This is a genomic window from Lysobacter sp. Root983 (assembly GCF_001429345.1).
Classification (GTDB): domain Bacteria; phylum Pseudomonadota; class Gammaproteobacteria; order Xanthomonadales; family Xanthomonadaceae; genus Lysobacter.
In genome coordinates, this window is record NZ_LMJO01000004.1 from 47,083 (window position 1) to 58,673 (window position 11,591).

General features: G+C 67.5%; 10 protein-coding genes. 4 read left to right on the forward strand and 6 right to left on the reverse strand.

The annotated features are described in order from the left end of the window. Positions 1-418 precede the first annotated feature (418 nt). Positions 419-2,212, forward strand: coding sequence for a patatin-like phospholipase family protein (locus tag ASE43_RS07180; RefSeq protein ID WP_057160003.1), 1,794 nt, complete (start codon positions 419-421; stop codon positions 2,210-2,212). Positions 2,213-2,318: 106 nt separating this feature from the next. On the opposite strand, the gene ASE43_RS07185 is transcribed toward ASE43_RS07180, so the two are convergent. From ASE43_RS07185 to ASE43_RS07205, 5 genes are all read right to left on the reverse strand, one after another. Continuing rightward, the gene (locus ASE43_RS07185) at positions 2,319-2,945 is read right to left on the reverse strand and encodes a LysE family translocator (protein ID WP_057160004.1); all 627 of its coding nucleotides are present in this window, start codon (positions 2,943-2,945) and stop codon (positions 2,319-2,321) included. 19 nt (positions 2,946-2,964) lie between these two features. Then, complete coding sequence (locus ASE43_RS07190) at positions 2,965-3,984, reverse strand: zinc-binding alcohol dehydrogenase family protein (protein ID WP_057160005.1); 1,020 nt, start codon at positions 3,982-3,984, stop codon at positions 2,965-2,967. Between the two features lie 43 nt (positions 3,985-4,027). Then, positions 4,028-4,822, reverse strand: a complete 795-nt coding sequence (locus tag ASE43_RS07195; protein WP_057160006.1) for an SDR family oxidoreductase — start codon at positions 4,820-4,822, stop codon at positions 4,028-4,030. Between the two features lie 59 nt (positions 4,823-4,881). Beyond that, positions 4,882-5,913, reverse strand: coding sequence for an aldo/keto reductase (locus ASE43_RS07200; RefSeq protein ID WP_057160007.1), 1,032 nt, complete (start codon positions 5,911-5,913; stop codon positions 4,882-4,884). Positions 5,914-5,977: 64 nt separating this feature from the next. Next, entirely contained in the window at positions 5,978-7,168 is a 1,191-nt protein-coding gene (locus tag ASE43_RS07205; RefSeq protein ID WP_057160012.1) for an MFS transporter, read from the reverse strand. Positions 7,169-7,335: 167 nt separating this feature from the next. On the opposite strand from ASE43_RS07205, the gene ASE43_RS07210 reads away from it, so the two are divergent. Then, entirely contained in the window at positions 7,336-8,262 is a 927-nt protein-coding gene (locus ASE43_RS07210) for a LysR family transcriptional regulator (protein ID WP_056172434.1), read from the forward strand. A 385-nt stretch (positions 8,263-8,647) separates the two neighbouring features. On the opposite strand, the gene ASE43_RS07215 is transcribed toward ASE43_RS07210, so the two are convergent. Continuing rightward, complete coding sequence (locus tag ASE43_RS07215; RefSeq protein WP_057160008.1) at positions 8,648-9,439, reverse strand: class III extradiol ring-cleavage dioxygenase; 792 nt, start codon at positions 9,437-9,439, stop codon at positions 8,648-8,650. A gap of 151 nt (positions 9,440-9,590) precedes the next feature. Here ASE43_RS07215 and ASE43_RS07220 point away from each other — a divergent pair, with 151 nt between their 5' ends. Next, the gene (locus ASE43_RS07220; RefSeq protein ID WP_057160009.1) at positions 9,591-11,039 is read left to right on the forward strand and encodes a bifunctional 2-methylcitrate dehydratase/aconitate hydratase; all 1,449 of its coding nucleotides are present in this window, start codon (positions 9,591-9,593) and stop codon (positions 11,037-11,039) included. Between the two features lie 186 nt (positions 11,040-11,225). Beyond that, the coding region (locus tag ASE43_RS07225; RefSeq protein WP_157499719.1) for an outer membrane beta-barrel protein at positions 11,226-11,591 on the forward strand (366 nt) is incomplete at its 3' end.

The window sequence follows — 11,591 nt, forward strand, 5'->3', positions numbered from 1 at the left end:
GTGAGCTTGTTTGAAAGCGCAGGGGCCGGCATCGCCGGCCCCTTTTTTTTGCTTCAGTGAATTTTCCAATCTCGCATTCCAATAGCTTAAGAATGCGCAGGGCGCGGCAGCGCGAACAGCGAGATTTTGTGGTGTCACTGCCGATCGTCAACACAAAGTCATCATTTTTGGTGCCGGTCAATGTGGACGAATGCGCTTAGCCATCACGTTGCTCCTCCCCGCCTGCCTCCGGAGCGCAGTTGACTGGAGTGATGGAGTCCTAAAAGATGGACGCGACGCGATCGACTGCGGTGCGGTGGTCAGGCAGCAGCACGGCAGGTCTGAGGTAGGCGCCGATAGCGTCCGTCGCGCACTGCGACAGGGAAATCGTTGCGACAGGAATCGCTGCCTATGCCGCAGCAGCCAGGGAGGCTATGCCATGTCCGACTCGAATACTTCGCGTACCGACGATGCGTCGCTGGCGCTGTGTCTGTCGGGCGGGGGGCTGCGCGCTACGCTGTTTCATCTGGGGGTAATCCAGAGTCTGCGCGCTGCGCGGCGCGGCGACCGGTCGGCGCTTGAAAGTATCGGCGAAATCTATTCGGTGTCCGGTGGCAGCATCCTGGCCGCGCATCTGGTCCTGAATTGGGAAAAGTACTGTGGGTCGGAGGACGACTTCCAGTCGATGGCCAAACAGATCCGCGCGCTGGCCTATCGCGATATCCGTAACCGCGTAGTGCGGCGGTGGATTGGATCGATCTTGCTCGTGCTGCCCAGGCTTCTAGGCCGGGGCAGCCGCACCTATTGGCTGGAAAGGGAATACGAATCGTTGTATCGCGGCGCCAAGTTGAAGGATCTTGCGGGCGACGACACGCGGACCAGGCCGCGGCTGCATATCCTGTCCACCAGCTTCAAGTCCGGGGAAATGTGCAGTTTCTCGGCCGGGCGTTTCGAGATCAGCAAGCTCGCGCGCGACGATCGCCCGCTCCAGTCTGACGGGGCCCCTGCGGAATCGATCCGGGTCGCGTTCGCCGTCACTGCGTCCAGCGCATTCCCGCCAATGTTCCCGCCTCTGCGGCTCAGCGAACGCATGCTGGATAAGGTCGAAGTCTCGGATCTGCAAGGCGTCATCGATCTGTCCGACGGCGGTGTATACGACAACCTCGGCGCCGAAAAGCTCATCCACGACAAGGCTACCGGACAAAGCCGGGCCGACGCTGTCGTGCTGAGTAATGCCGGCGCGTCGTTCCGTACGGAGCAGAATGCTTCGTTGTGGGACATCGTCTCACGCAACGTGCGCGCGTCGGACATCATGATGCGGCGCGTGGCCGACAACACCGATCACCGCATAGCGCTGACAGGGATGCAGTTGGTGGATATCCGCATCCGAGCAGAGGCGGATGAATCCGGTCTGGACTCTGAGACTCAGAAAAAACTCAACAAGATTAGGACCGACCTCGATCGGTTCCCACCGTTGTTGGCGGACATGCTGATCGTACATGGGCATGCTGTAGGGCTGCGTATGTTGCGTAAGGCCGGCTTCGAAGCGCGCGGCTCGGAGCCAATGCGGCCGCAGGCGTCGGCAAAGCGTCTGGGTGAGGAGGCCGAGTATGCTGCGAGGCGTGCGGCAATTACTCTGGGCGCTTCCGATTGGACGACCTACGCTCTCAGCGCGTTCGTCCTAGCTTTGTTTACCGCCTTGTTTTGGTCGGCGGCCACGTCTCGGCTCACCTATTTGCTGGCCGAGCAGCAAGAGACGGACCTGAAAGCCGCGCAGATTGCGAGGATTGCGGCTGCCGAAGAGCGTGCGACGAACGAGTCTCAACTGCGCGAAAGGCTGGATGTTGAGCGCAAGACCTTGTTGACCGAAAACGAAGGCTTGAAGGCGAAGTTGGAGGCGATGGGCAAGCCCGTGGCCGAACCGGGTAAGGACAACGCCGACTATCAGGTGTGGATCCAGTTCGCGGGATCGCTCACGCGCGAGCAAATGAAGGAGTTTGGGCGGAGCGTACAACGCAAGTGGCCGAACGCGCCCGGTGCGCAACGTGGCGGCGAACGGATCGCAAGCGCGGCGGGCAAGCGTGAAGTCCGCTACGGCGACCGGGACGATGAAGACGCGGCCCAAAGGCTGACGGCCGATATCGTAGCCACCGGGTTGGTGCCGTCGATGGAAACTCCGAAGTTTATAAAGGGAATTTCACCGCGTTCTCTTGAGATTTGGGTGAGTCCGTAGCGCAGCCCCCCCCCTTCGACCGCGTCGAAGGTTCGCCGGAACATAACCAGGTGCGCCGCAGGCCGAGTCCGGTCTTTCATGGCGGCGCCTGCTTCGTGCGCGCGGCTCAAACAGCAGCCGGCCGTAGCCGTAACAGACTCAACCCCATCGCCGCGTAACCGGTGCCGAGCGCACGATTGAACCAGCGCGCGCGGCGCGGCTGCGCGAACCAGCCGCGCAGGGCGCCGGCAAGCACGACGTAGCACAGGTGCGAGAGCACGGTGCAGGCGGCGAAGGTCAGGGTCAGGGCGAAGAACTGCGGCAGCAGCGCGGCGTCGGCGCGCATGAATTGCGGCAGCAGGGCGGTGAAGAACAGGATGCTCTTGGGGTTGGTGGTCGCCACCAGCAGACCTTGCAGGAACATGCGCCGCGGCGCGCCGGCCTGGGCGGGCGCGCGCGCGAACAGGTCGTCGCGAGCGCGCCATTGGCGCAGGCCCAGCCAGATCAGATAGGCCGCGCCGGCCAGCTTGAGCGCGCCGAACAACCAGGCCGAGGTCTGGAGCAGGGCGCCCAACCCCAGCATCGCGGTCGCCGAGACCAGGAACACGCCCAAGGCGTTGCCGACCGAGCCCAGCAGGGCGCGGCGCGCGCCGTGCGCGGCGGTGTTGGATACCGCCAGCAACACCGCCGGCCCGGGGCTGAACGCGGTCAGCAACGCGAGACTGCAGAACAGCAGCCAGGACGTAGCGCTCATGCGCGCGGCCTCGTCGCGATCACCAGCCGGCCAGGGTCAGCTTGCCGACGGTGCTGCCCGATTCGAGACGGCGATGCGCCTCGCGCAGAGTCGCCGCGTCGATCTTGCCCAGGGTCGCGCTGTGGGTGCCGCGCAGTTCGCCGGCGTCGATCAGCTTGGCGACGCGGTCCAGAATGCGCGCCTGCTCGACCATGTCGGCGGTCTGGAAGCGCGGACGCGCGAACATCATTTCCCAATGGATGCCGATGCACTTGGCCTTGTAGGGATCGCCGATCTTGAGCGCGCCGCTGGGCTCGACGATCAGGCCGACATGGCCCTGCGGCGCCAGCAGTTCGCCGATCGCGTCCCAGTAGCGGTCGGTGTCGGCCAGGTTCAGCACCGCCTCGACCTGGGCATGGCCCAGCGCCTGCAGCTGCGGCAGCAGCGGCTGGCGGTGGTCGATCACTTCGTGCGCGCCCATCGCGCGGCACCAGTCGATCGTCTCCTGACGCGAGGCGGTCGCGATCACGTTGAAGCCGGCGCGGCGCGCGAGCTGGATCGCGATCGAGCCGACGCCGCCGGCGCCGGCGATCACCAGCACGGTCTTGCCGATGCCGCCCTGGTCGGCGTCGTAGGGCATGCGCTGGAACAGCAGTTCCCAGGCGGTGATCGCGGTCAGCGGCAGGGCCGCGGCCTGGGCCGCGTCCAGCGAGCTCGGCGCATGGCCGGTCACGCGCTCGTCGACCAGCTGCAACTGCGCATTGCTGCCGGGGCGGGTGATGTCGCCAGCGTAGTAGACGCGGTCGCCGACCTTGAAGCGGGTGACCGCGTCGCCGACCGCGAGCACGGTGCCGGCGGCGTCGTAGCCGAGCACGCGCGGCTGCGCTTCCACGTTCGGCTTGGGCGCGCGCACCTTGGTGTCGACCGGATTGACCGAGATCGCCTCGACCTGGATCAGCAGGTCGTGGCCTTGCGGCGCGGCGGGGTCGGGCAGTTCGACGTCGAGCAGGGATTCGGGATCGTCGATGGGCAGGTAGCGGGTGAGGGCGACGGCTTTCATAAGTGGCTCCAAACGGTTCGGTCGTTGAATGCGGATGAGGGAATCAGAACGCGGACAGCACCAGGCCGCCTTCGGCGCGGATCGCCGAGCCGTTGACCACCGAGGCCGCCGGGCTGGCGACGAAGGCGACCACGCGCGCGATCTCGGCCGGTTCGGCGAAGCGGCGCAGCAGCGAGGTCGGGCGCACGGTCTGGAAGAACTGCTTTTCGAACTCGGCCGCGCTCACGCCCTGTTGCTCGGCGAGCTGCTCGACGAACACGCCCACTCCCTCGGAACGGGTCGGGCCGGCCAGCACCGAGTTGACGGTGACCTGGGTGCCGGCGGTGAGCTGGGCCATGCCGCGCGCCAGCGCGATCTGCGCGGCCTTGGTCACGCCGTAATGGATCATCTCGGCCGGGATCTGCAGGCCCGACTCGCTGGACAGGAACACCACCCGGCCGCGATCGCGTTCTAGCATGCCGCTGAAGTAGTGGCGCGACAGGCGCACGCCGCTCATCACGTTGGCATCCCACAGGCGCTGCCATTCCTCGTCTTCGATGTTGGCGAAATCGGTGGGCACGAAGATGCCGAGGTTGTTGATCAGGATGTCGGTCTGCGGCACCGTGGCGATGAACTCGGCCGCGCCCTGGGCGCTGGCGAGATCGGCGGCGACGCCGCTGAGCTGTGCGCCCGGCACGGCGGCGCGCAGCGAAGCCAGCGCGGCATCGACGCGGGCCTGGCTGCGGCCGTTGACGACCACGGCGGCGCCGGCGCGCGCGAGTTCTTCGGCGATGGCATAGCCGATGCCCGCGGTGGAACCGGTGACGACGGCGGTGGAACCGGAAAGGGAGGCGCTCATGTCGGTGCTCGCGTTGAAGTGGGGAAGGGATTCGAGAACAGGCTGAAGCATCGGACGGTTCAGACCGGCGCGGGCGTGCGCTCGGAGAACATGCCGTTCCAATACGGGTAGTAGGGATAAGGCGGCGTGACGCGGCTGGCGTCGTCGAGCTTGGCGACCTGCTCGGCGCTGAGGCTCCAGCCGACCGCGCCCAGGTTCTGGCGCAGTTGTTCCTCGTTGCGCGCACCGATCAGCACGCTGGACACCGTCGGGCGCCGCAGCAGCCAGTTCAGGGCGATCTGCGGCACGCTCTTGCCGGTTTCGGCGGCGACCTCGTCCAGCGCGTCGACGATGCGGTACAGGCGCTCCTCCTCCACCGGCGGCGCGAAGCCGGCGGTGTCGTGCAAGCGGCTGCCCTCGGGCAGCGGCTGGCCGCGGCGGATCTTGCCGGTCAGCCGGCCCCAGCCCAGCGGGCTCCACACCACCGCGCCCACGCCCTGATCCTGCGCCAGCGGCATCAGCTCCCATTCGTAGTCGCGGCCGACCAGCGAGTAATAGGTCTGGTTGGCGACGAAGCGCGAATAGCCGTAGCGATCGGCGACCGCCTGCGACTTCATCAGCTGCCAGCCGGAATAGTTGGACACGCCCAGGTAGCGCAGCTTGCCGGCGCGGACCAGGTCGTCGAGCGTGGACATGACCTGCTCGACCGGCGTTTGCGCATCGAAGTGATGCAGTTGCAGCAGGTCGATGTAGTCGGTGCCCAGGCGCTGCAGGGCGCGATCGACGGCGCGGATCAGATGATGACGCGAGGCGCCGACGTCGTTGGCGCCTTCGCCGGCGCGCAGGCTGATCTTGGTCGACAGGATGACTTCATCGCGGCGGCCCTGGATGGCGGCGCCGAGTATCGATTCGGAGGCGCCGTCGGAATACACGTCGGCGGTGTCGAACAGATTCACGCCGGCCTCCAGGCAGATCTCGATCAGACGCCGCGCCTCGGCGACGTCGGTATTGCCCCAGGCGCTGAACAGCGGGCCCTTGCCGCCGAAAGTGCCGGCGCCGAAGCCCAGGACCGGCACCTTGAAGCCGGAGTTGCCGAGAAAGCGGGTATCCATGAGGGAGTTCCTTGAGAGTGAAGGCGCGCGTCCGACGCTGCGCCTTGGAATGGGGAGGAAGGAATCAGGCGGCCGGACAGGCCGCGGCGGCTTGCAGCGCCGGCTTGCGCGGTGCGTCCAGGCGCGCCGCCCACACCGCCAGCACGATGCCCGACACCGTCACCAACGCGGCCACCCAAGTCACCGCGCCCAGGCCCAGGCCTAGGTTGATCACCGCGCCGCCCAGCCAGGCGCCGAGCGCGTTGCCGAGGTTGAAGGCGCCGATGTTGAGGCTGGAGGCGAGGTTGCGGCCGGCGCTGTCGGTCTTCTGCAACACCCACAGCTGGATCGGCGACACCGTGGCGAAGGCGGCGATGCCGAGCAGGGCGACGAAGATCACCGCCGCGATCTTGCTGTGCAGGGCGAAGGTCATCAGGCCCAGCACCACCGCCAGTGCGACCAGGGTGCCGACCAGGGCCGGCGCCAGGCGACGGTCGGCGAGGCGGCCGCCGAGCAGGTTGCCGGCGATCAGGCCGACGCCGAACACCAGCAGGATCGGCGACACGGCGCTTTCGGCGAAGCCGGTGACCTGGGTCAGGATCGGCTGGATGTAGGTGAACACGGTGAACACGCCGGCGAAGCCGAGCACGGTCATGGCCAGGCCCAGCAGCACCTGCGGATGGGTCACCGCCTTGATCTCGTCGCGCAGCGCGGCGTTCTCCTGCTGGCCGTTGTCCTTGGGCACCAGCGTGGCGATCACGATCGTGGCGATCACGCCGATCGCGGCCACCGCCCAGAACGTCGCGCGCCAGCCCAGGTGCAGGCCCAGCCAGGCGCCGGCGGGCACGCCGAGCAGGGTGGCCACGGTCAGGCCGACGAACATGATCGAGATCGCCGAGGCCTTGCGGTCTTCCGAGACCAGGCCGGTCGCGACTACCGCGCCCACGCCGAAGAAGGTGCCGTGCGCCAGCGAGGTGATCACGCGCGCGATCATCAGGGTGGTGTAGTTGGGCGCGATCGCACAGGCGATGTTGCCCAGGGTGAAGATCAGCATCAGCGCGACCAGCACGGTCTTGCGCGGCAGGCGCCGGGTGGCGGTGGTCAGCAGCGGCGCGCCGACGAACACGCCCAGGGCGTAGCCGGAGATCAGCAGGCCGGCCGCGGCGATGGTGACCTGGAGGTCGGCGGCGACCTGCATCAGCAGGCCCATGATCACGAATTCGGTGGTGCCGATGCCGAAGGCGCCGGCGGTGAGGGCGTACAGGGCCAACGGCATGCGCTGCTTGGGCGCGCCTGGCTTGGAGGCGCCGGTTTCGGAGCGGGGAAGGGCGGGGGATTCCATGTCGGGCATCCACTGGGGAGGCGCGCAGTCTGGAAGCTTGCATCTTTAGCTAAAACCACCAAGATGGCTAATCAGTTTCAATAAATAGTTGAGAATAGGTCATGGACCGAGTCGGCGACCTCGCCCTGTTCCTGCGCGTGCTCGATCTGGGCTCGATCAGCGCCGCCGCGCGCAGCCTGGACCTGTCGGTGGCGGTGGCCAGCCAGCGCCTGAAGCGGCTGGAACGCGACCTGGGCGTGCGCCTGTTGCACCGGACCACGCGCCAGCTGCACGCCACCCCCGAGGGCGCGGCCTTGGCCGAACAGGGCCGTGCCCTGGTCGAGGACCTGGAGGCGCTGACCGGCGGCCTGCGCCAGGCCGCGACCGACGTCGCCGGCACCCTGCGCCTGACCGCCTCGGCCTCGTTCGGGCGCCAGTACCTGTCGCCGCTGCTGCCCGAATTCCTGGCCCTGCATCCGCGGGTCAAGGTCAGCGTCAATCTCAACGATCAATTGCTGGACCTGGTGAGTTCCGGTTTCGATCTGGCGATCCGGATCGGCGCGCTCGAGGACTCCAGCCTGGTCGCGCGCAAGCTGGCGCCGAACCGGCGCGTGATCTGCGCCTCGCCCGACTACGTGCGCCGCCACGGCATGCCCAACTCGCCCGAGGAGCTCGCGCGCCACGAGTGTCTGATCCTGGTCGGCAGCCAGGGCCGCCAGGATCTGTGGCGCCTGCACGACCGCGCCGGCCGCGAAGTCGCGGTACGGGTGTCGGGGCGTTTCGAAAGCAACCTGGGCGAGCTGCTGCGCGACGCCGCGGTCGCCGGCCTGGGCATCGCCGTGCATTCGACCTGGCACGTCAACGAGGACCTGCGCGCGAAACGGCTGGTGCCGGTGATGCCCGACTACGGCGTCGCCGAATCCGGCATCTACGCGGTGATGCCGCAGCGCCGCCTGATTCCGCCGCGGGTGCGCGCGTTCGCCGATTTCCTGGCCGAACGCTTCGGCGAGCATCCGCCTTGGGAGCAGTACGAAATCTCGGTGCCTTGAGCGCCCTGGTCTTCTCCCTTTGAAAAAGGGGGATTGAGGGGGATTTGCTTTTCGTCTCCGCGTGTGCGGCTCGATCGCGGCTCACGCCGCTCCCACAGAAGGCGTAGCGTCGCGCCGGTCTTCCCCCTTTGAAAAAGGGGGATTGAGGGGGATTTGCTTTTCGGCTCCGCGCGCGCGGCTCGATCGCGGCTCCGCCGCTCCCACAGAAGGCCTTGCGTCGCTCCGGCCTTCCCCCTATGGGACAGGGGGATTGAGGGGAATTTGCTTTTCGTCTCCGCGCGTGCGGCTCGATCGCGGCTCACGCCGCTCCCACAGAAGGCCTTGCGTCGCGCCAGTCTTCCCCCTTTGAAAAAGGGGGATTGAGGGGGATTTGCTTTTCCCGCCCTCAATCGAACGCAAACGCATCCAAAGCCAACGAGCCCATCTCGTGCGATCGATGGATCGTGCGCACCGAGGCCTGCGCACCGGCCGCGCCCATCGCCACGAACAAGGGCATCAGATGCTCGACAGTCGGATGCGCATGCCGCGCGTGCGGCGCCTGCGCCTGCCAATCCAGCAGCGCGGCATGGTCGTGCGCGTCCAGGCGCGCGTGCATCCACTCGCCGAACTCGCGCGCCCACGGCGCCAGCGGCGCGTCGCGGTGTTGCCAGTCCAGATCGCCCAGGTTGTGCACGAAGCCGCCCGAGCCGATCACCAGCACGCCTTCCTCGCGCAGCGGCGCCAGCGCGCGACCCAACGCGTAGTGCTGGGCCGCGTCGCCGTGCGGCATCACCGACAGCGGTACCACCGGTATCCCAGCCTGCGGGTACATGCGCCGCAGGGGCACCCAGATGCCGTGATCCAAGCCGTGCGACTCGCGCACCTTGGGATGCAAACCGGCCTCCTCCAGGCGCGCGCGGATCGCCTCGGCCAGGCCCGGATCGCCCGGGGCGGGGTACTGGATCTGGTACAGCGGCGCCGGGAAGCCGCCGAAGTCGTGCACGGTATGCGGCTGCGGGTGTCCGCCCAGCATCGGCCGGTCGGTCATGAAATGCGCCGAGGCGACCACGATCGCCTTCGGCCACGGCAACTGCGCGCCCAGCCCGTCCAGGAAGCGACCGGCGGCGGAATCCTCGATCGCCAGCATCGGCGAACCGTGGGACAGGAATAGGGTGGGCAGGCGGGTCGGAATGTCCATAGCGCAAGGGTGATCCCGAGCGGGGGCAAACACCAGCGCGTTGCGCCACTCGCTGCGTTCCGTCCTTGGCGTCAAACGCCGGCCCGGCGTTCGCGCCGGCCGCACATGCTGCGCCGCAGACTGACGCTTCGCCCCCGCCGCGCCGCCCCTCATGAGCCACGCCGATCCCCGTTCCGCCGTCCGTCCCGACTACGACGCGCCGATGCGCGAGATCGCCGATTACGTGCTCGATGTCCGCATCGACTCCGACGAGGCCTACGCCACCGCGCGCACCATGCTGCTGGATTCGCTGGCCTGCGCGGCCCTGGCGATGGCGCACCCGGCCTGCGTCGCCCATCTGGGCCCGCTGGTGCCGGGCGCGGAACTGCGCGGCGGCGCGCGCGTGCCGTACACCGCCTACGAACTCGATCCGGCCCAGGCCGCCTACAACATCGGCAGCCAGATCCGCTGGCTGGATTTCAACGACACCTGGCTGGCCGCCGAGTGGGGGCATCCGTCCGACAACCTGGGCACGCTGCTCGCGCTGGCCGACTACCTGGGCCGGCGCGCCGAAGCCGCGGGTGGTCGCGGCCTGAGCGTGCGCGAGGTGCTGGGCCATGCGATCAAGGCCCACGAGATCCAGGGCTGCTACGCCTTGCGCAACGCCTTCAACCGGGTCGGCCTGGATCACGTGATCCTGGTGCGCCTGGCCTCGACCGCGCTGGCCACGCGCATGCTGGGCGGCGAGCGCGAGGCGATCCTGAGCGCGATCTCGCAGGCCTGGATCGACAACGGCGCACTGCGCACCTACCGGCATGCGCCCAACACCGGCCCGCGCAAGAGCTGGGCGGCGGGCGACGCCTGCCGGCGCGCGGTCGTGCACGCGCTCAACGCGGTCAAGGGCGAGGTCGGCTATCCCAGCGCCTTGAGCGCGCCGACCTGGGGTTTCTACGACGTCGCCATGCGCGGTCGCGCGTTCGAGTTCGAGCGCCCCTTCGGCAGCTACGTGATGGAGAACGTGCTGTTCAAGATCAGCTATCCGGCCGAATTCCATGCCCAGACCGCGGTGGAATGCGCGCTGCGTCTGCATCCGCAGGTGCGCGACCGCCTCGACCGCATCGCGCGCATCGAACTGCGCACCCAGGAAGCCGGGCGCCGCATCATCGACAAGACCGGGCCGTTGGCCAATTACGCCGATCGCGATCACTGCCTGCAATACATGGTGGCGGTGCCGCTGATCTTCGGCCGGCTCCAGGCCGAGGACTATGGCGACGCCATCGCCGCCGATCCGCGCATCGACGCGCTGCGCGCGCAGATGACGGTCGTCGAAGATGCGGACTTCACCCGCGACTACCACGACCCCGACCGGCGCTACATCGGCAACGCCGTGCAGGTGTTCTTCGACGACGGCAGCGCCACCGAGGCGGTGCGGGTCGATGTCCCGGTCGGCCATCGCCGCCGCCGCGCCGAGGGCCTGCCTTTGCTGATGGCCAAGTTCGAGACTGCGATCCGCGCCCGACTGCCGTCCGCGCAGGCCGATACACTGTGCGCGCTGGCCCGGGACCCGGCGCGGTTGGACGCGCAGCCCATCACCGGCTTCCTGGGCCTGTTTCAGCCCTGATTCACGTTCGCGGCGGCGCCGGCGTTTAACACGGATGCCGTCGCGAATGTTAGATGCCTGTTAACATGGCTTTCACATAGGCAAACCTAACCTGCGCGGGATGGCGTCGTAAGGCGGCTGTCCTGAATTGGTAGGAACCTCGCAGACGCGGTTTCCAAATTTTTCTGAACCAAGGAGCTATAACAAATGAATAAGAAACTCCTCTGCGCCGCCCTGCTGGGTGGCCTGAGTCTGGCCCAGGCGGCCAGCGCGCAGGATTTCGATGACCGCTGGTACATCACCGGTTCGGCGGGCATGAACATCCAGGACAACGACCGCGGCACGCGTAACGCGCCGTTCCTGGGCCTGGGCGTGGGCAAGTTCATCAGCCCGACCTGGTCGATCGACGGCGAGCTGAACTACCAGCACCCGAAGTTCGACGCCGATCAGGACCTGTCGTGGAGCCAGTACGGCGTCTCGCTGGACTTCCGTCGCCACTTCATCACCGAAGGCCGCAACTGGAACCCGTACGCCCTGCTGGGTATCGGCTACCAGCGTTCGGAAGAAGAGTTC

Excerpts from the sequence above, each read along its gene's own strand:
- ASE43_RS07180 (WP_057160003.1), top strand. The coding sequence starts at position 419 with ATGTCCGACTCGAATACTTCGCGTACCGACGATGCGTCGCTGGCGCTG.
- ASE43_RS07185 (WP_057160004.1), bottom strand. The coding sequence starts at position 2,945 with ATGAGCGCTACGTCCTGGCTGCTGTTCTGCAGTCTCGCGTTGCTGACC.
- ASE43_RS07190 (WP_057160005.1), bottom strand. The coding sequence starts at position 3,984 with ATGAAAGCCGTCGCCCTCACCCGCTACCTGCCCATCGACGATCCCGAA.
- ASE43_RS07195 (WP_057160006.1), bottom strand. The coding sequence starts at position 4,822 with ATGAGCGCCTCCCTTTCCGGTTCCACCGCCGTCGTCACCGGTTCCACC.
- ASE43_RS07200 (WP_057160007.1), bottom strand. The coding sequence starts at position 5,913 with ATGGATACCCGCTTTCTCGGCAACTCCGGCTTCAAGGTGCCGGTCCTG.
- ASE43_RS07205 (WP_057160012.1), bottom strand. The coding sequence starts at position 7,168 with ATGCCGTTGGCCCTGTACGCCCTCACCGCCGGCGCCTTCGGCATCGGC.
- ASE43_RS07210 (WP_056172434.1), top strand. The coding sequence starts at position 7,336 with ATGGACCGAGTCGGCGACCTCGCCCTGTTCCTGCGCGTGCTCGATCTG.
- ASE43_RS07215 (WP_057160008.1), bottom strand. The coding sequence starts at position 9,439 with ATGGACATTCCGACCCGCCTGCCCACCCTATTCCTGTCCCACGGTTCG.
- ASE43_RS07220 (WP_057160009.1), top strand. The coding sequence starts at position 9,591 with ATGAGCCACGCCGATCCCCGTTCCGCCGTCCGTCCCGACTACGACGCG.